This window comes from Streptomyces sp. NPDC006510 (assembly GCF_040611955.1).
GTDB lineage: Bacteria > Actinomycetota > Actinomycetes > Streptomycetales > Streptomycetaceae > Streptomyces.
Window position 1 is genome coordinate 1 of record NZ_JBEXPH010000061.1, and the last position, 21,363, is coordinate 21,363.

Consider the following 21,363-nt stretch of genomic DNA (forward strand, 5'->3'; position numbering starts at 1 on the left):
CAGGACCACCGGGTTGATCAGGTAGCCGACGGTGCGGTCGAAGCGCTGGGCGGGACGGCCGTCCGTGGGCACCATCACGCTGAGGTCCCGATGCCCGGAGTGGCGGTGCAGCAGCGCGAGGAACGCGCCGAGCACGACGCTGAACGGAGTCAGTCCCCCCTGGCGTGCGGTGTCCTGAACGGCGGCCCAGGTGGAGTGCGGGAGCCGCAGCTGCACCATCTCCCCCCGCACGCGCGAGGCAGCGCCGCCGCGCCGGCGGTCGGCGAGCGCCTCCAGCACCGGCGCGGTGGAGGCACCGGTCAGCCGGTCGAGCCACCACCGGCGGTGCTCCTCGGCCTCCGGGGCGGCGAGCATGGTCCGCTGCCAGTCCACGAACTCCGCGTAGGACGCGGCCGGTTCGACGGGAGGCAACTCGCGGCCGGCGGCCAGCGCGTCGTAGCAGGCGACGATGTCGCGCAGCAGGAGGTGGCTGGAGACCCCGTCGGTGATCAGGTGGTGGAACACCAGGAGCAGCAGGGTGGTTCCGCCCGGCGCGGCGACGAGCCACATCCGGTACAGCGGGTCCTGCTCCAGGTCGAACGGGGTGCGCACCAGGTTGTGTACGCGGGCGGCGAACTCCCCGTCCGTCACGTGGCCGAGGTCCAGCCGGGTCACCTCGCAGGTGCGGTGGGTGACCTCCTGTACCGGTCCGGCGGCGTCCAGGCGTACGGAGCATCCCAGTTCCGGGTGGCGCCGCACGGTTGCGGCCAGTGCCTCGGCGAGCCGGTCCTCCTCGACGCCCTCGCCGAGCCAGAGGCCCAGCGGCAGGTTGTACGAGACGGTCTGCGGATCGTCGGCGTGCAGGGCCCACAGGGCGGCCTGCCCGCGGCTGAGCGCGTAGGGCCCACGGGGCGGCGCCGGAGCGGCGGGGGCCGTCGCGGGTGCGGCTGCCGGGCCGACGGGGTCGACGAGGCCCCGTACCAGCAGTTCGGCCACCTCGCCGGACACTTTGCCGGCGGCGACCGCCGTCAGCAGTTCACGCAGGTCGGTGCTCATCGGACCCTCCCTCCTTCGAGTACCGCCAGCGCGTCGTCCACGCGGACGGTTCCGTCGCGCAGCCCCGCCAGCAGGCCGGCCACGCTGTCGGCTGCCGGAGCGGCAGCGGCAGTGGGAGCCGGATCCGGCTCCTGGGGCGCGGGCAGTGGCCCGTACGCCTCGAATACGGCGCGAGCCACCGCCCGTACCGTCTGGGCCACCCCGAACATCCGGGCCGGAACCTCCACTTGGTAGTCCGCGCCGAGGCGGCGGGCGAGCCGGCGCAGGCCGAGCGAGTCCACCCCGGCGTCCGCCAGCACCCGGTCCAGGGGAAGGCGGTCGGGCCGCATGCCCAAGTGGGCCGCCAGCAGCGCGCGTACGTGCGTACGGACCGTGCCCTCCGCACCCCCGGCCTCGTCACCGGCGGTGTCCCCGGCCGTCACCGGCCGTGCGCGGGCGGCTGTTTCGGCAGCGGCGGCGGTCTCCGCCACGGATACGGGTGCGGCTTCGGCACCGGTCCCCGGCTCGGTCTCGGCTCCGGCTGCCGGCTCGGCCTCGGCGACCAGGCCCGTCCCGGCGGCCTGGACCGTGTCGAAGCGCGCTCCGGGTGTCAGCCAGTAGCTCTCCCGCGCGAACGGGTATGTCGGCGCGGGCACCCGCCGGGGCGCCGTGCCCGGCCACAGCTCCGCCCAGTCGACCTGAGCGCCGCCGGCCCACAGCCGGGCGACCTTGTCCAGCCGGCCGGCGTCCACCACGGACCGCAGGTACCGCCGGCCCTCGGGCCCGTCCAGCAGCAGGGCGACGGTGGCGTCCTTGCCGTCCCCGGCGAACACCCCCGTGACGGGGCCGTCCTCCTGCCAGGCCTCCAGGGCCGCCGCGAGTGCCCGCGGCGAGTCGGCGACGACCGCAAGGCGCTCGGCGAAGACTTCACGGCCGGTGCGCAACGTGTGGGCGAGGGCGTCCGGGTCGACGTCCTCGTGGGCCGCGGCCCAGCGGGCCAGGCGCTCGGCGTAGGCGCGCAGCCGCTCCGGCGTCTTCGCCGACAGGACGAACAGCCGCTCCCCCGGCGTCGGGAGGACCGGCTGCTGCCGGTACTCCTCCACCACCAGGTGCGCGTTGACCCCGCCGAGGCCGAAGGAGCTGACTCCCGCCCGTAGCGGTGCTTCGGCCCCGTCCGGCGTCCGGACCCGTCGCCAGGGCTCGTTCCCGGCCGGCAGGCGCAGCGGACTGCCGTCGAGCCGCAGGTACGGGTTGAGCGTCTCCAGGTGGACGTTGCCGGGGATGGAACCGTGACGCATCGCGAGCAGGGTCTTGATCAGGCCCGTGACGCCCGCGGCCGCCTCCAGATGGCCGGTGTTGGTCTTCACCGCGCCCAGCACCACGTGCGCCTGCCCGGGGGTGACGCCGTGATCGGCGTACAGCTCCGCGAACGCCGACTTCAGGCCCTCGACCTCGACGGGGTCGCCGAGTTCGGTTCCGGTGCCGTGCGTCTCGACGTAGGTGACGGTCCGCGGGTCCACCCCGGCGCGGCGGTGCGCCTTGACGATGCAGGCGGCCTGCGCGTCGGGGTTCGGGGCGGTCAGCGAGTTGGTGCGGCCCCCGTGGTTGACGGCGCTGCCCCGCAGGACGCCGTGGATGACGTCGCCGTCGGCGATGGCCGCGTCGAGGCGCTTGAGCACCACCAGGCCCACGCCCTCGGCGCGCACGATCCCGTTGGCGCGCGCGTCGAAGGTGCGGCAGCGGCCGTCCGGGCTGAGCATGTCGGCCTGGCTCATGTCCACGAACAGCGTCGGCGAGGCGATGACGTTCACGCCGCCCGCGAGCGCGACCTCGCAGTCGCCGCTGCGGATCGCCTCGGCCGCCCGGTGGACGGCGACGAGGGAGGAGGAGCAGGCGGTGTCGATGGTCTCGCTGGGACCGTGCAAGTCCAGCAGGTACGAGACCCGGTTCGACATGATCGCGTGGGCCCTGCCCACGGTGCTGTAGCCGTCGAGCGGAACGCCGAGGGCGTGCTGGAGCTCGAAGTAGTCGTAGGTGCTGCCGCCGATGAACACGCCCGTATCGGTGCCCGCCAGTGCGGACGGCCGGATGCCGGCGTTCTCCACCGCGGTCCAGGCCGCCTCCAGTACGAGGCGGTGCTGCGGGTCCATCGCCACGGCCTCGTGGGGCGAGATGCCGAAGAACTGCGGGTCGAACAGGTCGACCCGGCGCATGAATCCTCCCCACTTCGCCGTCGTGCGGAATTCACCGGGCTGCGGCTCCCCGTGCAGGCGGCGCCAGTCCCAGCGGTCGGCGGGTATCTCGCCGACGAGGTCGTCGCCCGCCGTCAGGTGCTCCCAGAACTCATCGATGTCGTCGGAGTCGGGCAGCACACCGGCCATCCCGACGACGGCGACGGCTCCGGGCTCGCCGGGGGCGGCCGGCGGGGCGGTGACCGGGGAGACGGTGGCCGCCACGGGGAGGGCCGTGGGGGCGGCCGCCGCAGCCTGCGGGGGTACGGTCCCGGGTGCGGCGGTCCGTTCGGGCGCCGGGGCCTCGGGCACCGCGCTCGCGCTCCAGTGCGCCGCGAGCGCGTCTCCGTGGTGCTGAAGGATCTTGTCGATGAGGTCGTCGGCGGTGGCCACGCCGAAGAATGTGGCCGGGGTCAGATCGAGGTCCCAGCGCGCGTTCATGCGGTGGCTCAGCCTCGTGTACGTGATGGAGTCGAAGCCGAAGCGGCTGAGCAGGTCGTCCGGGGCGAGTTCGTCGGGCCGGATGCCGGCCACCTCGCACAGGAAGGCCAGCATCTCGTCCACCGCTGCCGCCCGCCACGAGGCCATGGCCCCGGGCTCCGCCGGAGCGCTGGGCGCAACCGCGGGCCCGGCTTCGCCCTCGTCCGCGGACTGCTGACGCACGTCCGCACCGGTCGCCGGGACACCGATCCCGGCGAGGAACTCATCCGTGCCCGAGACCACCGCCACCTGAACCTCCTGTCGGCCGAGCACCTGGCTCAGCGCTTCGAATCCCGCCTCCGGTGAAAGCGGGTGGACCCCTGCCGCGGCCAGGCGGCCGCGGTGGCGCTCGGTGAGCGCGGACCCGGCCCAGGCACCCCAGTTCACGACCCGGACGGGGTAGGGCAGCCGGGCCGCGAGCGCGCGCCCGATGGCGTCCTGAGCAGTGCACCCGGCCGCGTAGGCGCTCTGCCCGGGGTTGCCGAGGAAGGACTGGACCGAGGAGAACAGCGCCAGGAAGTCCAGCGGCCGGTCTCCCAGCGCCTCGGCGAGTGCCTCCGTGGTGCGGCTCTTCGCCGCCATGCCCCGCAGGAACCACGCCTCGTCCATGGCCGCCAGCGACCGGTCGCTCGGCACGGTCACCGAGTGCAGGACCCCGTGGACGACGCCCACCCGGTCGAGGACGGCTCGCAGTCGGTCCGGGTCCGAGGCGTCCGCCCGGTGCACCTCCACCCGGGTGCCCGAGGGGTCGACGGCCCTGATCCGGGCCGCCCTTCCGGCGTCCGGTTCGGAGCGCCCGACGAGGACGACCCGGGCGCGGTGGCGCCGTACGAGCTGCTCGGCCACGTCCAGACCGACATCGCCGGTCCCGCCGACGATCACGTACGTGCCGCCCTCGCGCAGTACGGGCACGGCCGCTGCCGCCCCGTCGAGGGGCTGGAGCACCTCCCGGTACCAGCGTCCCTCGCGCAGCGCGTAGTCACCGGGGACGGCGACGCGGACCGACGCCGGGTCATCGGGGCCGAGGTCGACGGTGGCGATCCGCCAGCGCTCGCACTCGTGCCGCAGCGACCGGGCGAGGCCCAGCGCGGCCGCCGAGGCCGGGTCGGTCGCGGCGCGGGTGACGACGGTCAGCGCGAGTTCCCCGGCCCCGCCGGGGCGTGCCTGGAGGTGGTGGACGGTCCGGAACAGATCGAGGACCCCGCGTTCGCCGTCGACCACGGCATGGACTGCCACGGGCGTCGGCAGGGACTCCAGAGGCGCGTCGCCGATCCGGTGGACCTCGGCCCCCGGCAGCTCGACGGGGCCGAGCACCCAGACGGGGCCGGGGACGGGGCCGTTCAGGGCCACGTCGGCGACGGGCTGCCGGCGCGGGACGTACGCACCCGCCGCGGCCGTCGCTTCCCCGACGACGGCCGGCGCCGGCCGGGGGGAGCGCGCGGGGGCGACCCAGCAACGGCGGCGTTCGAACGGGTAGGTGGGCAGCGGGACCGACAGCCCGCCCGTCGGCCAGTCGACCGTTTCACCGGCCACCCAGCGGTCGGCGTCCGTGACGCCCCCGGCCCGGGCCAGCGCGGGGTGGCCCGCGCCTTCGGCGGCGGCCTTCAGGGCGGCGGTGAGCGTGGACCTGTCTGCGGCGGTGACCGCGAGCCGTTCCGCCATGGCGTCGCGGCCGTGCTGGAGGGTGTGCGCCACGTCGGCCAGTTCCGGTGTCCGGTCCCTCCGTTCCACGGCCGAGAGCAGCGCGGCCGCGTACCGGCGCAGGTCCTGCGGGGTACGGGCGGACAACGGGAACACCCACGGGCCGCGCGGCCGTCGGGCCCCGTGCTCGGCGTCGGCCTCCTCCAGGACCACGTGGGCGTTGACGCCTCCGTAGCCGAAGGAACTGACGCCCGCGCGGCGCGGCCCCCCGGTGGCCGGGAGCGGCCAGGCCCGTGCCGAACGGAGCAGGTGGAAGGGGCCGCCGTCCAGGCGCAGGTGCGGGTTCGGCTCCTGGAGACCGGCCAGGGGCGGTTGCACGCCGTGCTCCATCGCGAGGAGCACCTTGATGACCCCGGCGGCGCCCGCGGCGGATTCCAGGTGGCCGATGTTGGCCTTGACCGCTCCGAGGGCGCAGTGCGGCTCGGCCTGCCGGGGCGCGCCGCCGCGGTTCAGCAGCTCGTCGTAGGCCAGCCGCAGGCCGTTGATCTCCACCGGGTCGCCGAGCTCGGTCCCGGTGCCGTGCGTCTCCAGATAGCCGAGAGTGGCGGGGTCGGTTCCGGCGCGCTCATGGGCCCGTACGATCATCGCCGCCTGGGCGGCCGGGTTGGGCGCGGTCAGGGACCGGGCCCGGCCCCCGTGGTTGACGGCGGTACCGCGCAGCCAGGCCCGGACCCGGTGTCCCCGGGCCCGCTCGGCGCTGGTCAGCACCACCAGGCCGTAGCCCTCGCCGCGTACGAAGCCGTCCGCCCGGGAATCGAAGGTGTGGCAGCGTCCGGCCGGGCTCAGCATGCCCGTGGTGCCGAGAAGTACGTGGTTGTGCGGTGACAGGATCAGGTTGACCCCGCCGGCCACGGCGATGTCGCACTCGCCCGCGCGGATGGACTCGGCGGCCCGGTGGATGGCCACGAGGGAACTGGAACAGCCGGTGTTGACGGGTTCGCTCGGTCCGTGCAGGTCGAGCTGGTAGGAGACCCGGTTGACGAGGATGGAGTGCGTGGTGGCGGTGGCGGCGTGTGCGTCGACCGGCAGGCCGGCGGCCTCGCGGATCTGCTCGTAGTCGCTCGATCCCGCCCCGATGAACAGTCCGACGTCGGATCCGGCGAGGCTGCCCGGCGCGAGCCCGGCGTCCTCCAGTGCCGTCCAGACCCCTTCCAGCACCAGTCGCTGCTGGGGGTCCATGCCCTCGGCCTCGTGCGGGGAGATGCCGAAGAAGAGGGGGTCGAAGCGATCGACGTCGTGGATGAAGCCGCCGCGGCGGGCGTGCACACCCTCCGGGAGCGTGTCCGGGTCCCACCGGTCCGCCGGCACGTCGGTGACAAGGTCGTCGCCCGCCACCAGATGGTCCCAGAACTCGTACAGGTCGGCGCTGCCCGGCATCCGGCCGCCCATGCCGATGACGGCGATCGCCCCGGGGCCGACGGGACGCGTGTCGGGAGCCTCGGTGGGCGTCGCGGGAGCGACGGCGGGTACGGGGCCCGGGGTGGGGAGCGGCTCGCGGTAGTCGCGTCCGAGCCGGTCGGCGAGGGCCCGCAGGGTGGGGGTCTCGTAGAACAGCGCGGGCGTCACGTCCAGGTCGAAGGCCTCGTTCAGCCGGCTCGCCAGGAGGTTGTAGCTGACCGAGTCGAAGCCGTAGTCCCCGATCCGCCGGTCGAGGTCGAGCTCGTCGACGGGGATGCCGGAGGCGTCCGAGGTCAGGGCCAGCAGCATGTCGGTGAAGCCGGTCCCGGAGGCCGGTGCGCCCGTCGTGCTGTCCGCAGCCGCCCTGGCCACCAGGACGTGCTGGCGGTTCCGGGTGGTCAGGGCGGAGTCCGGCACCACGGACACGGCGTCGTATCCGGCGGCGCCGAGCACCGCCGTCCAGCCGGGCACGTCGAGCAGCGGCGAGCCGGGCAGCCGCAGGGCGGAGTCGCCGTGGGCCCACCAGCCGTCGAAGAGCCCGTAGGTGAGTGTGCCGGACAGGGTGACCGTCGTCAGTTCGTTGAGGAGCAGCTCGCCTCCGGGGCGCAGTGTCCGCCGCAGGTGGCGCAGGGCGCGGCCGACGTCCGAGGTGGCGTGCAGGACGTTGGCGCCGACCACGAGGTCGAAGCCGGCCTCGTCGAAGCCCTGGCCGATGGGGTCGGTGTCCAGGTCGAGGCGCTTGAAGCGCAGGAAGGGATACCGTCCGCCGAATTCCCTGCGGCCGTGTACGAGGAAGGTGACCGACAGATCGGTGTACCAGTACTCGATTCGCTCCCCGTACGGGGCGAGGGCGCGCAGGAGTCCGGCGGATGTGCCTCCGGTGCCCGATCCGACCTCCAGGATCCGGACGGCGGCGGTGTCCGGCAGCTCCGCGAGCCGGTGTTCGACGTGGCCGACGAGGCGTCGGACGAGGAGGTCGTTGTAGAGGTCGCTGATGGGGTTGCCGCGGTACACGCGTTCCATGAGCGAGGTGCCGGAGGAGGGGAAGAGCAGGTCGGTGGCGAGGAGTTCGCCCCGGAGGAGCTCCGGGTATCGCTCCAGGCACAGCGCCAGGAGCCGTACGAACACGGCGGATTCGGGGTGCGCGTCGGCGAGGGCGGCGAGCTGCCCGAGGTGTCCGCCCGCACGGGCCTCGGCCAGGGCGTCCGGGGCGGGGCGCAGGCGTCCGTCGTGGGCCGTGAGCAGGCCGTGCTCCACGAGCGCGTCGAGCAGGGTGCGCAGCAGCCGCTCGTACCGGGGGGCGACGCCCACCCGGCGCAGCACTTCGCCGGGGTCGGGGTCGGGGCCGTGCCAGGTGCCCAGGCCGTCGAGCAGGGCGAGCAGCGCTCCGCCCGCGATCCGGGTCATCTGCCGGTCGAGCGCGTGGAAGTCCTCCACCACGCGCAGGTCGGCGGCGTTCGGCCGCCCGTCGGTGGGCGTCACGTCGGTGCTCTCCGTTTCCCTGCGGGCTCCCATGCGCTCGCGCAGGGCCTCGGTGCCGGGGACGACGGCGCTCTGGGGTGCCGGTCCCCGCAGTGCCTCGACGAGTGCGGCGAAGCCCGCCCGGGGTGTGATGGACCGGAAGCCGGCCGCGGTGAGGCGGTCCCGGTGGGTGTCGTCGGCCACTGCCCCCACGGTGCCCCAGAAACCCCAGTCGACGGTGCGCACGGGGTGGGGCACGCGGGCGTCGAGGGCGTGGGCGTAGGCGTCGAGGAAAGTGGAGCCGGCGGCGTAGTTGGCCAGACCGGGGTCGCCGAGGAAGGACTGCGCGGAGGAGAAGAACAGCAGGAAGTCCGGGTTCCGTCCTTGCAGCGCGTCGACCAGGGCCGCGGCGACGCCGGACTTGGCGGCCAGGCTCTGCGCGAGGTCCGTGTCGGTGAGGTCGCGGACGAGCCGGTCGCGGCGCACCAGCGCCGCGTGGACGACGCCGTGCACCGGGCCCGCCTCGTCGAGGACGGCTGCCAGCCGGCGGGGGTCGGTGGCATCGGCCCGGACGTAGCGGATCCGGTCCCCGAGGCCGGGGTCGGACAGCTCGCGGCGTCCGACGAGCACCACCCTGGCGTCCCAGTCCTCGACGAGACGGCCGGCGATGGCCCGGCCGATGCCCCGGGCGCCTCCGACGATCACATAGGTGCCGCCCCGGCGGAGCGGGACGGGGCCGTCCGCGGCCGGGGCCGGCCACAGGACCTGGATGTGGCGGACGGTTCCGGTGTACGCGACGCGGGTACCCCGGGGCGCGGGCGTCAGGAGGCCGGCGGACACATGGGTGGGGTCGAGGTCGACGCAGGCGACCGACCAGCCCTTGTGCTCGTTCTCCATGACCCGCGCGAAGCCCGTGACCCCGGCGGTGTAGGGGTCGCTGACGGGGCGGCCGGGCGGGGCCGCGGCGCCGGTGGTGGCGATCACCCAGTCGAGGGTGTGGACACGGGACCAGGCGCGGGCGTACGGGGCGAGGGCCTTGACGCCCGCCTCCTCTCCGCGCACCACCCGCTCCGCCTCGTTCCCGGTGGGGGCGGTGGGGCCGGTGAGGACGTAGACCAGACGCGGTGTCAGCCGGACGGGCGTGCCCAGTTCGACGAGGAGGGCTCCCTCGTGCCGGGCGGCCAGTTCGCGGGCCAGGCCGGCGCGGGCGGGAGCGTGCAGGACCACGACGGGGCCGTCCGGAATCTGCGGCGGGGTGGCCTCCGGGACGGCCTCCCACGTGGGCACGTCCGACCCGAGGACCTCGGCCGGGCCCTCGGCCGCAGGCTCCTTGGGCGCGGGCTCCTCGGGCGGCGCGGCGGTGGCCTGTGGGGCCGGTGCGGGAGGCTCGGCATCGACCCAGCACCGCACGCGGGCGAACGGGTACTGCGGCAGCCGCACCTTGCGCGGCTGCCGGTCCCGGTGCAGCTCGCGCCAGTCGGGAGCGCCGCCCGCCGCCCAGCTGCGGGCCCAGACGTGGGGATCGGCGGGGAGCGGAACGGCGGCGGGGTGCTGCCCGGTGACGGTGCCTCGGTGGACGGCGGCCGTCTCCGAACCGGCCAGGAAGGCGCGCAGGGCGGTACGGAGTCCGGCGACGTCGGAGGCGACCACGGCGAGCCGCTCCTCCAGCGGTTCCCGGCCGATCTGCGTCGTGTACGCGATGTCGGCGAGCGCGGCGTCCGGTCCGGCACCGGCCGACACCGCCTCGGCGAGGCCCGCGAGGGTCGAGCGTGCGTCGACGTGCGGGGCGCGGCCCGGGAAGCGGTCGGCGAGGATCCGGGAGAGCCGGCGCAGGTCGGCCACGTCCAGGCCCAGTTCGTCGAGTTCGGCCTCCGGATCGGCGCCGGCGAGACCGAACGCCTCGGCCACGCCGGCCACGTCGGCGGGGCGGTCGGCCGTCACCGGCTCCGCGTACCTCCGCGCCAGTTCGCGCAGCGCCTGCGGGGTGCGGGCGGAGAGCAGCACCACCTGCGGTCCGGCGGACGCGTTTCCGGCGGCCGGGGGCTGCTGCGGGAACTCCTCCACGATGACATGGGCGTTGGACCCGCCCGCGCCGAAGGCGCTGATCCCGGCGCGGCGTGGGACACCGGCTGCGGCGGGCCACGGCGCGCTCTCGCGCTGCACGCGCAGGCCCACCGTGTCCCAGTCGATGCTCGTGCTGGCCGGATCGGCGTGCAGGGAGGGGACCAGGGTGCGGTGGCGCAGCTGGAGAAGGACCTTGGTCAGTCCGGCGATACCGGCGGCCGACTCCAGGTGGCCGATGCCTGACTTCACCGATCCGAGCCGGCCGCGCGCGGCACCGTAGGCCTGGGAGAGGGCCGTGATCTCGATGGGGTCGCCGAGGGAGGTGCCCGTGCCGTGAGCCTCGATGTAACCGATGGAAGCCGGGTCCACGTCCGCCCTGTGCAGGGCGCGGCGCACCACGTCGGCCTGTGCCGCGGGGTTCGGGACGAAGAAGCCCCCTGCGCGCCCGCCGTGGTTGACGGCGCTGCCCTTGATCACGGCGAGGACCCGGTCGCCGTCCTCCAGCGCGCGGGCGAGCGGCTTGAGCACGACGACGCCGACGCCCTCGCCCGGCACGTAACCGTCCCCGCCGTCGCCGAAGGCACGGCAGTGGCCGTCGGAGGAGACGAAGCCGACCTGGCTCAGGTGCAGGTACTTGTACGGGTGGACGATCAGGTTCACTCCGCCGGCGAGTGCCATCTCGCTGTCTCCGGACCGCAGGCTCTCGCAGGCGAGGTGCAGCGCGGTCAGGGACGAGGAGCACATCGTGTCGAGGGCCAGGCTGGGGCCGCGCAGATCCAGGAAGGCGGAGACGCGGTTGGCCACGGCGGAGGAGAAGGACGTGGGCAGTACGGGCAGCCGCTCCTCGGCGCCCAGACCGAGCATCTGGTACTGGTTGAACATCACTCCGGCGAAGACGCCCACCATGCGGCCGGCCACATCGGCTCGGGTCAGGCCCGCGGCCTCCAGGGCGTGCCAGGAGGTCTGGAGGAACAGCCGCTCCTGCGGGTCCATCCCCGCGGCCTCGCGGGGGGTGATCCGGAAGAAGCCGGGGTCGAACTCGTCGATGCCCTCCAGGAATCCGCCCCACTTGCTGTACGAGTGGCCGGGCGCGCGGTCGGGCCGGTAGAACCCGTCCGAGGCCCACCGGTCCGCCGGGACCTCGGTGACACAGTCCCGGCCGTCCCGGAGATTGGTCCAGAACCGGTCGAGGTCCTCGGCCATGGGGTAGCGGCCGGCGACGCCGATCACCGCGATGTCCCGGTCGGACGTCTCCCCCGTGTCCGGGACCTGGGCGGGCAGGGGCGCGGCGGCGGTGGCAGCGGGCTCGCCGGTGGGGATGTCGGCGGCGGCGAGGCCCAGGGCTTCGCGGGCCCGGTCCGGGTCGCCGTGGAGCACGACGAGTTCGGTGCCGGTCAGACCGAGGGCCTGCTCGAACACGTCCAGGCCGACCTCGGTCGGCAGGGGAACCTGGCCCTGCCGGCGGAACAGGGCCTCGGCGGCCGCGTCCGTGCGCATGCCGCCCCCGGCCCACAACGGCCAGGCGAAGGAGGTGAGTCCGCGTTCGCGGGCGTAGGCGTCGAGGAAGGCGTTGGCGGCCGCGTAGTCGCTCTGTCCGGCGTTGCCCCCGATGCCGGTCACCGAGGAGAACACGGCGAAGAAGTCGAGGTCCAGGTGGCGGGTCGCCTCGTCCAGCAGCACGGCTCCGCGCACCTTGGGCGCGAGGACCGCCGCGAGGTCCGCGGCGGGCTTGGTGGTGAACAGGCCGTCCCGCAGCACTCCGGCCGCGTGGACCACGCCGTCCAGCCGGCCGTACCGCTCCAGGACGCCGGCGACGAGCGCGTCCACCTCGGAAGGGACCGTCACATCGGCGCGGACGTACAGGCTGTCCGCGCGTTCCGGCCGCTGGGTGCGCCCGACGAGGACGGCCGTGGCCCCGTGTCCGGTCAGCCGGGCGGCGAGTTCCCGGCCGATGCCGCCCGCGCCGCCGGTGATCAGGTAGACGCCGCCGGGCCGGATCGGGGTGGTGGCGACGAGGTCCGCGTCGCGGTAGCGGCGGACGTGGCGGCCGCCGGGGGTGTGCCGCACCCAGGGCTCCGCGTGGTTCGCGAACTCGGCGAGCAGGCCGTCCGGATCGGCGGGGCCGTCGCACTCGACAGCGGTGATCGCGAGGCTGGGCTGCTCCAGGCGTACGGTGCGGGCCAGTCCGGCCACGGCGGCGGCGACCGGGGCGGGTCCCACGTGCACCACGGGGGTCGGCCTGCCGGTCAGGGCCTGGGCCAGGGCGAGGACCTCGCCGCAGGCCGACCGTACGGCCTCGGGGAGGCCGCCACCGCCCTGCTCCGCGGCGTGCAAAACCGCCTGCGGGGCTGTGCCGCGGTCGGCCAGGTCGGCGAGGAGGAGTCCCAGGTCCCCGGTGTCGTACGGGCGGAGCTCGTAGGTGTGGTGGGCGACCCGGCGGAAGGCGGGGCCGCGCCGGACGGTGATCTGGTCGGGCCGCACACGCAGGTCGCCGATGACCAGGAGGGGTGCGGGGCCGGCCGGCGCGAGTGGGCGGGGGGCCGACTGCCACAGCCCGGTCAGGCAGCGGGTACGGGCGGGGACCGCGGCAGTGTCCGCCGGCGCGGCGACGCTCGCCGGACGGGCGGGGCGGTCGGCGGGAAGCAGCTCGGTGAGATGGGTTGCGACTGCTTCGACGGTCGGGTACTCGAACAGCAGGGTCGGGTAGAGCGTGATGCCCCAGTTTTCCTCGAACAGCCTGACAAGAGTGAGGAGTTGGGAGGAGTCGAACCCGAGGTCGTAGAAGCCCCGGTCGTCCTCGACCACCAGTGCGGGGTCGGCTGCCGCCCGGCGCACGAGCTCGGCCACCTCAGCCCTGATGTCCGCCGGTCCGCCGGTCGCGCGGACCGGACCGGCAGCGCTCTGCGGATGCGCGGGAGCGGCCGGGGCGAAGGCACCCGCGGGCACGTCGGTCCGCTCGGCGGCGAGCCGGGTGATCGCGGCGGCGGTGCGGACGCGCTTGAAGGTCAGGTCCGTGAACGTGGCGGCCAGCAGACCGGTGGTGTCGCGGAGTTCTATGTCGGCCTTCACCACGTCGTCCCCCGCGCCCGACCCGGCCGGGTGCAGGCGCAGGTCGACGGTGCAGGCCTCCCCCAGGGTGCGGGCGGCACGGAAGGATCCGATGTGCAGGGGGATGAGGGGGCGGCCGTCCGCGTCCGCTCCGTCGAAGACGAGCGCGTACGACTGCATGGTCGAGCCGTCGAGCAGGGCGGGGTGCAGCAGGAAATCACCCACCGTGGTGCGCGCCTCGTGGCCGAGTGCCAGTTCGGCGCGGACCCGGCCCGCCGTCGCCCGCAGGGTGCCCTCGCAGCGCATGAACGCCCGGTGCTCGATGCCGGCCGACCGGCCGGTGGCGTAGACCTCGCCGACGTCGCTCGCGGTGCCGGACGCCGGGAGCCCGGGGGCCTCGGCGAGCGGAGGCAGGTCGGTGCGCAGGGTGGCCCGGAAGTGGGTGGTCACGGTGTCGTCGGCAGGGGCGCCGTCACGGATCCGGCGACTGGTCGCCGTCACCCGGAAGACGGCGCCGTCGGGTGCGATGTCGACGGTGAGCTCACGGTCGAAGGAGTCCGTGGTCACCACCGGTTCGACGAACAGCACGTCGCTCAACCCGGTTCGGTCCAGCGGGACATCGCGTGCGGCGAGCAGCCGGTAGACGATGTCGAGAAAGGTGACACCCGGCAGGGTGCGCACCCCGTGCACCCGGTGGTCGTCGACGATCGGGTTGTCCCGCTTCAGGTGCAGGGCACAGCGAACGGACCTTCGGTCCACGTGTTCTCTCCTGGTGGTCGGCGATGCGGGAGCGTGCTCGGGGCCGGCCGCGCCGGGTTACGGAAAGGTCAGGTCGAGCCGGGCCGAGCGGAGCGGCCGTGCGGCCGGTCCGGGTTCGGCGGGCAGGCGCCAGAACCGGCTGCGCCGGTAGGCAGGCGGCGCCAACGGTGGCCGCCCCGGCTCCCCGGGGGCACCGGGGCCCAGCAGGACGTGGGCGTTGGTGCCCCCGAACCCGAAGGCGCTGACACCGACCCGGCTGCCGGGCGGCAAATCCGAAACCCGGGTGACGGGGAAGAAGGGCGACTCGGCGAAGGCGAAGCGCGGGTTCGGCCGGTCGCAGTGCAGCGTGGGCACGAGCAGGCCGTGGCGCAGGATCTGTACCGCCTTGATGAATCCGGCGACCCCCGCGGCGCTGAGGAGGTGTCCCATCGTGCTCTTGACGCTGCCGATGCCGCAGTAGCCGCGGTCCTCGGTGTACTTCCGGTGGACGGTGGTCAGGGCCTGGAGTTCGATCGGATCACCGATCATCGTGCCGGTGCCGTGCGCCTCCACGTAGCCCACGCTGCGGGCGTCGGCCCCCGCGCGGCTCAGCACATCCGCGATCAGGGAGCGCTGGGCGGGACCGCTGGGCGTGGTGTGCCCCATGGTCCGGCCGTCGTTGTTGACGCCCGAGGACTCGATCACCGCGAGCACCCGGTCCCCGTCGCGCCGGGCGTCGTCGAGGCGCTTGAGCAGCACCATCCCGGCGCCCTCCCCCGGGACGAGACCGTCCGCGAACTCGTCGAAGGTGCGGCAGCGGCCACTCGGCGACAGCGCCTTGCCGGCGCTGAGCATGAGGTACGGCTCCTCGTCGAAGAGCAGGTCCACACCACCGGCCAGGGCCATCGACGACTCCCCCGAGGCCAGGCTCAGGGCGGCCAGGTGAATGCTCACCAGGGATGAGGAACACGCGCTGTCGACCACGAGGTTGGGCCCCGTCAGGTCCAGGAAGTGCGAGATGTGGGCCGCGACGAAGTTCTGGTTGACACCGGCTATGTACGGCCGCTCCGGAGGTTGCAGATGCGCGCGGTGGTTTCCGGTACGGGTGCCGACGAAGACGCCGACCGCCGCTCCCCGTACCTCGTCCTCGCGGTACCCGGCATCCCGCAGGCACTCCACGGACACCTCCAGCGCCTTGCGTGCCAACGGGTCCAGGTGGCGTGCCGCCTCGGCATCGAATCCGAAGAACTCCGGGTCGAACAGGGCGGCGTCGTCCAGGAATCCGCCCCATTTGCTCTGGCTTCGTCCGGTCCCGCCGGACGGGCTGTACAAGGAGGAGACGTCCCAGCGGTCGGACGGCACCTCGGTGACGAGGTCGCGTCCGGCCAGCAGGGCTTCCCAGAACTGCCCGGGGTCGGCGGCGCCGGGCAGCCGGCAGCCCATCCCGATCACGGCGATGGGCGTCGGCCGCCCGTCCGGGAGCGGGAACTGTGCGTGCGCCGGGGCCGGTTCGGTCACCGCCGCGCGGTCGGGCCGGTCGGCGGGGGCCGGGTCCGCGGGGGGCGCGCCGAGCGCGGTGGCGAGCCCGCCGAGCGTCGGGTGCTCCTGGAAGAGGCTCGGATCCACCCAGTGGCCGAGCAGTCCTTCGAGTTCGCGCACCAGCTCGGCCATCAGCAGGGAGTCCACGCCGATGTCGCCGAGCAGAGTGTCGGGACCCAGCAGACTGCCATCGACCTTGGTGGTGCGGGCGACCAGGTCGTACAGCCAGTCCGGAGCGGCCGCGGCAGGCTCGTCCCGCGGTACGACGGGGTCCGGGACCGTATCGGCCCCGGCGGCGGGCGGCCCGGGGCGGGGCGGGGCGGTGTACTCCGGCGCCAGGAACAGTTCGTCCGCGGCCACCTCCGCGCGCTCCGCGCGGCAGGGCAGGGCCACGGAATCGCCGGGCACCCGAAGGGCGAGGTCGAGCAGTTCCAGTGCGTCGGCGGCGTCGAGGTCGCCGATGCCGAGCATGCCGCTCGCGCTCGTTCGCTCCAGGCCCATGCCCACGCCCCGCCACAGGGGCCAGCGCAAAGCGCGCACCACGCAGCCGGAGGCCGCGACATCGTGGGCGGCGGCGAAGTCGTCGAGGGCACCGTTCGCCGCCGCGTAGTCCAGGTGGCCCGCGGCGAGGCGCGGCAGCGCTCCGGCCACGGAGGAGAACAGCACCAGGAGGCCGGGCGGGGTGGCCCCGAAGGCCGACCACAGCACCCGCAGGCCCTCGGTCTTGGGCCGCAGCACCCGGGAGATGTCCTCGGGCGTGCGGGACAGGAAGGATGTGGGCGGGTCCATCACCCCGGCGCAGTGGAAGGCCGCCGCGATGCCGTCGGCCTGCTTCCGTGCCCGGCCGATCAGCCGGCGCAGGGAGGCGACGTCGTCCAGCGCGTCGGTCCGTACGGTCAGTGTGACCCCGCGCTCGACGAGGGCGAGAAGCGCCGTGAGGCGGGCGCGCAGTGCCGGGTCCGTGGCGGGCGCGGCGACGAGGGCGGCCCACTGATTGCGGACCGGTACCCGTGAGCGGCCGACGAGCACGATGTGCCGGGCTCCCCGGTCGGCCAGATGGGCCGCGAGACGCAGGCCGATACCTCCGAGGCCGCCGGTGATGAGTACCGCGCCGCGGTCGATGCCCGCGAGGAGGTCCTCGGTGGCCCGCGCCGGGGCGAAGACGGCCACGGGCCGGCGGCGGCGCGTCCCCTCGTACCGGATCTCCGTCTCCCGGTCGGTGGCCGAGGTCTCGGCCCGGACGGCGGCCGCGAGTCCGGCGGGGCCGCCGTCGACGCGGACGGTCCTCCCGTGAAGCATGGGGAACTCCCCCGGCAGGGAGCGGTAGAAGCCCGCGAGCGCGGAGCGTTCGGCACCGCTGACATGCACGCAGCGCAGCCCGGCGCGGGGGTTCGAGGTCAGCGTCCGCTGGAGCAGGGCGACGCGTTCGGCGACCTGGGTGCCGGGGGCGGTCCAGTCGACCAGGTCGACGATCCCGGCCAGGCCGCCCAGATCGGGCACGGGGTCCCCGGGGACGTGCGCCACGGCCCTCTCCCCGAGCACCGTACGGGCCAGCTCCGGGTCGGTGGTGACCACCAGCAGCCGGCCGCCGCGCCCGGCATCACCGGTGTCCGGCGCGGATGCGTCCGCCCATGCGGTGGTGAGGAGTCCGGCACCGGCGACGGGTGCCACCCAGTGCGGATCACGGCTGAAGGGGTAGGTCGGCAGCGACACGGGCGGGGCGTCCGGCGGCGGCCAGGCCGCTTCCGGCCCGCCGGACAGCGCGCCGGACGGTCCGTCCTCGGGCACGTCCGTCAGGGTGGCGAGTACCGAGGCGAGCCGCGCGCCGAGTTCGGCGAGGTCGGCCGCCTCGACGGCCACCCGGTACGGAAGTGCCGCGCGTCCGGTCCGCATCGTCCGCGCGATCGACGCGAGCGGTGGGGCGTCCGGCGAGCGTACGGCCTCCAGCAGACCGGTCACGGCCTCCCGCAGGGCCTGCGGGGTCCGGGCCGAGACCGGCACGACGAGGGGGGCGGCCGTCGCCTGGGCGGCCGTCGTCCGGGGGGCTTCCTCCAGGACCACGTGCGCGTTGGTGCCGCCCATTCCGAAGGAGCTGACACCGGCCCGGCGCGGACCGCCGACGACGGGCGGTTCCCATGCGGTGCGCCGGAGTTGGAGCCGCAGCGGCGTACCCTCGATCTTGATCATCCGGTTCGGCCGGCTGAGGTTGCGTACGGCCGGCAGTGTCCGGTGCCGCATGGCCAGGATCACCTTGACCATGCCGGCGATTCCGGCTGCCGCCTCCAGGTGGCCGATGCTGCTCTTCACCGAGCCGACCGCACAGTGCGGCTCGGCGGGACGCTCGTGGCCCCACTGCTCGTAGAGCCGCTCGAACGCCTCGACGATGCCGGAGACCTCGATCGGGTCCCCCAGCCGCGTTCCGGTGCCGTGCGCCTCGATGTAGCCGACGGTGCGCGGATCCACGCCCGCCTCGTTGTACGCGGCGACGAGCAGGTCGGCCTGGGCGTCCGGGTTGGGGGCGGTGAAGGACTGGGCCTGCCCGCCGTGGTTGACGGCCACACCGCGGATCACCGCGTGCACGCGGTCGCCGTCGGCCAGCGCGCGGTCCAGCGGCTTGAGCAGCAGGGCGGCGACGCCCTCGCCCCGGACGTATCCGTCCGCTCCCTCGTCGAAGGTGTGACACCGGCCGCGCGGACTCAGCACTCCGGTGCGCTGGTAGGCGTGGTGCCGGTCCGGGTCGCACAGGACGTTGACGCCGCCCGCGAATGCCTGCTCGCACTCGCCGGCCCGCAGCGCGGCGACGGCCTGCGCGACGGCGACCAGGGACGAGGAGCAGAGGGTGTCCACAGCGACACTGGGCCCGCGCAGGCCCAGGGCGTAGGAGACCCGGTTGGCCACCAGGGAGGGCGAGACCGCGACGCTCAGGTGCGGTTCGTCCCGCCCGGCGTGCCGGGCGATCAGCGCGGCGTAGTCCGAGTGGCACACGCCCGCGTAGACGCCGGTGCGGCTTCCGGTCAGCGAGGTTGGATCGCATCCGGCGTCCTCGGCCGTCGCCCACACGGTCTCCAGCAGCAGTCGCTGCTGAGGATCCATCAGGGCGGCCTCGCGGGGGCTGATGGAGAAGAACTCGTGGTCGAAGCCGCGTATGTCGTCGAGCAGGGCCGCCCTGCCGATCAGACCGGGATGGTCCGCCGCGGCCCAGCGGTCCGGGGGGATGTCGCGGACGGCGTCCTCGTCGCGGCCCAGCAGGTCCCACAGTCCGGGCACGTTCCGCGCGCCGGGGAAGCGGCCCGCCATGCCGATCACGGCGATCGGCGCGGGGGCGTCCGCGGCGGACGCGGGCACCGGGACCGGTACGGCGGCGGCCGGTTCCGGGCGTTCACCGCGCAGCACCCGAGCGATGGCGGTGGCCGTGAAGGCCTGGAACAGCATGCTGGGGTCGATCTCGCAGCCGATCTCCTCCTCGGCCCGTGCGGCGGCCTCCGACAGCGCCAGGCTGTCCAGTCCGCGCAGGCGCAGGTCGTCGTCGGCGGTGAGCGAGCCCGCGGGCTCGCCGAGCACGTTCTCCAGCAGGGCCAGGACCCGGCCTTCGAGGTCGTCGGGCAGGGGAGCCCGCGGCAACGCGGAGGAAGAGGCAGTCGTGGCGGAAGAGGCGGAGTCGGCCACGAGCGGTGCCGCACCGTCGGCGCGCAGGGCCGTGAAAGCCTCGGGTCGGACGAGCCGCTTGACGGTCTCCAGGCGCGCGAGCGGCCGGCCGTCGCGTTCCCGCAGCAGGGAGGAGGTGAGGACCACGCGGTCGTCCGGCTCACGCCGGCAGGCGTCCAGGCGGTAGCGCACGGCGTCGGCGAGGTCGCAGTTGCCGAGGTAGACGATGTCCCGGCTGACGGTGACGGCGTCGACGGCCCACTCGCCGTCGGGCGCCAGCGACTGTACGTACTTGCGCTCACCGCGGTCATTGATGTGCGGGTACGAGGCGAAGTAGAGGAGACCCGCCGCGTTCGCGTCTGCGAAGGGGTTCAACTCGTAGGTGTCGGTGTACAGGCCGGTGGCACTGCCGGGTTCCGGCTGGGTCAGGGCGCGGAACTCGTTCTGGAAGTCCCGGTGTTCCTCGTTCGCGTCCGCCACCGGGGTGCGGCCCTCGTGGCGCGGGGTGCCGGGGACGAGCCAGTTGCCGGAGCCCCGGCGGACGAAGGAGGTGAGGAGACGGACCTCCACGGAGGTCGCGGGTGTCGCGAAGCGGATGTCGCTGACGAAGGTGTGCTCGTCGAGCTTGGCCAGGGTTCCGGTGAGTTCGCCCTCGTCGTGCTCGGTGAAGAACCGGAGGGAGTCGGCGGCGGCGAGCCGGGCGCGGGTGAAGGCGGGCAGCAGCCGTGCACCGTCGCCGTCCGCGAGCTCCGCGACCGGGAGACCGAAGTGCCCTCCGATCAGCGACCAGTGGAGGTCGCCGGCCTCGCGCAACAGCCAGTTCTCGGAGAGGCCGCCCACGGAGAGCGCGGGAAGGCCGAGGACGACCGTGCGGGTCAGCATATGGGTATCCGTCCGGAGCCGTCGAACGCTGCGGATCCGCGTGCCCCTCGACCCGGATGCGGCCATAGCTGATGACAGTGCTGAATCATGCACATCCCCCGACGCATTCACTGAAGGCCCTGTCCAGCACAGCGGCCGCCAGAATTTGACCATTGAAACTAATGCGGACTCGGCCTCTTTCCGCTTGACCAGAATTGGGCCGACAAGAAAGCATCGTGGAGGATCAAAGCCGCTTTACGCAAGGGAGTGGACCACTCGTGCCGGTTACCCAGGAGCAGGATTCCCGCGTCCACCGTCCGGCACGGGAACCCGGGCCGGAGACCCCCGTTTCCGGGCCTGGCCTGCTCGCCGGCACGCTGCCGGACGTCATGGTCGTGGAGCTGTTCGCCGACCCGCCGGACATCCACCTCTACCCGGAGGAGGCGGACATCGTGGAGCACGCGGTCGACAAGCGCCGGCGCGAGTTCGCCACCGTCCGGCTCTGTGCCCGCACGGCGCTGGCCTCGATCGGATTTCCGCCCGGGCCGATCCTGCACGGCCGCTCGGGATCCCCCACCTGGCCCGACGGCGTCGCGGGCAGCATGACGCACTGCCCCGGCTACCGGGCGGCGGCGGTCGCCAGGACCGCGGCGGTGACCTCGGTCGGGATCGACGCCGAACCGAACTCCGCCCTGCCCAGGGGCATAGAGAGGATGGTGGCCTCGGCCGAGGAGCGCCGGACGCTGGACCGGCTCACCCTGTCCCACCCGGCCGTTGCCTGGGACAGGCTGCTGTTCAGTGCGAAGGAAAGCACCTACAAGACGTGGTTTCCGCTCATGGGCCGATGGCTGGATTTCAGCGACTGCACCATCACCCCCGATCCGGAGCGCGGCACCTTCAACAGTTCGCTGCACGTGCCCGGACCCGTGGTCGGCGGACGCCGCGTCGACACCTTCACCGGGCACTGGCGAACCGCCGTCCACCAGGGCATCGAGTACGTGGCGACAGGGATCGTCGTACCGGCCGGCCCGCACCCGCCACGTCTGCCGACCGGCAACCCGTGAACCAATTTCAGCCGCACTCGATGTATCGGCCGAAATTCATAAGGTGAGGCATTTTCTCCGGGACCCTCCGTTTGAAACAAGCCAAAGAATCTCACGGCACTCCGCGAAACCCCCCGATG

The 21,363-nt window shown here is 74.1% G+C and carries 4 protein-coding genes; 1 reads left to right on the top strand and 3 read right to left on the bottom strand.

Features of this window, described 5'->3' with window-relative positions; genetic code table 11:
* The 3 genes from ABZY11_RS19845 to ABZY11_RS19855 form a co-directional block, all read right to left on the bottom strand.
* Nucleotides 1-1,035 (bottom strand): condensation domain-containing protein (locus tag ABZY11_RS19845; protein WP_356480378.1); only part of this gene is annotated, 1,035 nt, incomplete at its 3' end.
* Nucleotides 1,032-14,156 (bottom strand): SDR family NAD(P)-dependent oxidoreductase, encoded by a 13,125-nt coding sequence (locus ABZY11_RS19850; protein WP_356480379.1) that lies wholly within the window; start codon nt 14,154-14,156, stop codon nt 1,032-1,034. The genes ABZY11_RS19845 and ABZY11_RS19850, both read right to left, overlap by 4 nt.
* A 57-nt stretch (nt 14,157-14,213) precedes the next feature.
* A complete protein-coding gene (locus tag ABZY11_RS19855) occupies nt 14,214-20,201 on the bottom strand; it encodes a beta-ketoacyl synthase N-terminal-like domain-containing protein (protein WP_356480380.1) in 5,988 nt (1,995 codons plus the stop codon).
* A gap of 257 nt (nt 20,202-20,458) precedes the next feature.
* Between ABZY11_RS19855 and ABZY11_RS19860 the strand changes: the two genes are divergently transcribed.
* Nucleotides 20,459-21,244 carry a 4'-phosphopantetheinyl transferase superfamily protein gene (locus tag ABZY11_RS19860; protein WP_356480381.1) on the top strand — a complete coding sequence of 262 codons (786 nt, stop codon included), beginning with the start codon at nt 20,459-20,461 and terminating at the stop codon, nt 21,242-21,244.
* The last annotated feature ends 119 nt before the right edge of the window (nt 21,245-21,363 follow it).

Coding starts and splice junctions, on each gene's coding strand:
- ABZY11_RS19855 (WP_356480380.1), bottom strand. CDS start 20,201: ATGCTGACCCGCACGGTCGTCCTCGGCCTTCCCGCGCTCTCCGTGGGC.